The following is a 1835-nucleotide window of genomic DNA, read 5'->3' on the forward strand; positions in this document are numbered from 1 at the left end:
CTTCGAGCAGCACGCGCATGGCTTCCTCGTGGGCGTCCTCCACCGTGCCGCCCGCCAGCCTTTCCTTCTCGAAAGTGGCGGTGGCGGCTTCTTCGCGTCCGGCAATGAAATCGGTATCCGATGCTTTGTCGGGATGGTTTTTTCTCAGGTAATCCAGTAGGTACAGCCCGTAATAGGACAGTTCCGCCGGAACGGTTTTCTTGTTCTGTTTCATTTTCTGATGGATTTAGTGGTGAAAAAATCGGATATTGATATGGATAAAGGAGAAGAAAAAAGGCACCCGGTATCCCTCCGAGTGCCGCCACTAAATCCATGTAAAGAAACAGTATCAACGAATTGAAACAGATTATTACATGAATCAGTGGCAAAGGTAGTCATTATTTTCTTCTTCCTTTCATGTTTGTACTCTTTCTTGTGCCTTTGGCTTCGGGAAAGATGAATTTCGTGTTGAAATCCGCATCGAAGGCGACCGCCGCGCTGAACGGCTTGCCCTGTTTGCTCTTGAAGCCGCTGAGGACACCCGTCTTCCCGTTTGCCAGCAGGTCGGTCATTTCCGTGTCGGTGAGCGTCCTGCCCGCTATCTGGCGGAACACCGGCAGGGCGCAGTCCGGGTTGTCGCAGCGCACCACCTTGCCGTAGAACTGCATCGTGCCCGTGCCGCACTTGGGGCAGGCGCAGCCCGATGCCTTGTGACCAAAGATTTTGTCGCAGGCGAGCAGTTCGGTGGTTATCTTGCGGGTGTAGCCCTCGATGTCGCGCAGGAAAGCCTCGTGCGGCGTCCTGCCTTTTTCTATCTCCGCCAGTTCCGACTCCCAACGCCCGGTCATTTCCACATCGGCGATGTCCATCTCCTTCACGATGGAATACAGGGCAAGCCCTTTCTCCGTCGGCACGAGCGACTTCTTCACGCGCACCATGTATTCGCGCCGGAGCAGGGTCTCGATGATGGCGGCACGGGTGGCGGGCGTGCCGATGCCGCAGTCCTTCAACGCCTGCCGCACTTCCTCGTCCTCCACGCCCTCGCGTCCGGCGGTCTCCATTGCCGCCAGCAGGGTGCTTTCCGTGTGCAGCGGCTTCGGACGGGTCATGCCCGAACTCATCGTACAGCCGTTCATCGCCAGCGTGTCGCCCTCTTTCCAGTCGGGCAGTACGGTATCTTCCCTGTCCTCACCATAGACCGAGCGCCAGCCCGCCTTGCGGACGATACAGCCTTTGGCTTCAAACACCACGCCCTCGCACTCCGCACGGACGGTGGTCGTGTCCTTGACGCACTCCGGGGAGAACGCTTCTATCATGCGCCCCACAATCATGTCATAGATAAGCTGTTCGTTCTTGTAGAGCGCCAGCGGACGGTTCGGCGTCACCAACAGCGCATGGTGGTCGGTCACTTTCGAGGCGTCCACGCTGCGGCGGTTCAGTTCGCCCAAGCTTTCAATCTTCTCCGCAAACGGGGAGTGGTTCGCCAGACGGTCGAACAGCAGGGGCACTTCGGCGAACACGTCCTCCGGGATGTAGCGGCTTGATGTTCTCGGATAGGTGACGAGCTTCGCCTCATAGAGCTTCTGCACGAGGTCGAGCGTCTGCTCCGCCATGAAGCCGTGCTTCGTGTTCGCTTCCTTTTGAAGTGTAGTCAAGTCATATAATAATGGAGGGTTCTCCACTTTCTCCTTCTTTTCGACTTTGACAACGGTTGCCGCCATTTGTGCCTTTACCTTGTTATATAATGCGGCGGCTTCCTCCTTGTCTTTCCATTTCTCCACCGAGGCGAACTTTACCACTTCACTTGCGCTTACCGACGGTACGGTAAAATGAAGCTGGTGTACCGGTTCGGGCGT

General features: G+C 56.6%; 2 protein-coding genes. Both read right to left on the reverse strand.

Features of this window, described 5'->3' with window-relative positions; genetic code table 11:
- Nucleotides 1-214, reverse strand: a 214-nt coding sequence (locus tag B5F34_RS17080) for a DUF1896 family protein (protein ID WP_140393030.1), incomplete at its 3' end; no start/stop codon positions are given.
- A gap of 163 nt (nt 215-377) precedes the next feature.
- Nucleotides 378-1835 (reverse strand): DNA topoisomerase (locus B5F34_RS17085; RefSeq protein ID WP_087340944.1); only part of this gene is annotated, 1458 nt, incomplete at its 5' end.

Source organism: Mediterranea sp. An20, assembly GCF_002160055.1.
Taxonomy (GTDB): domain Bacteria; phylum Bacteroidota; class Bacteroidia; order Bacteroidales; family Bacteroidaceae; genus Bacteroides; species Bacteroides avicola.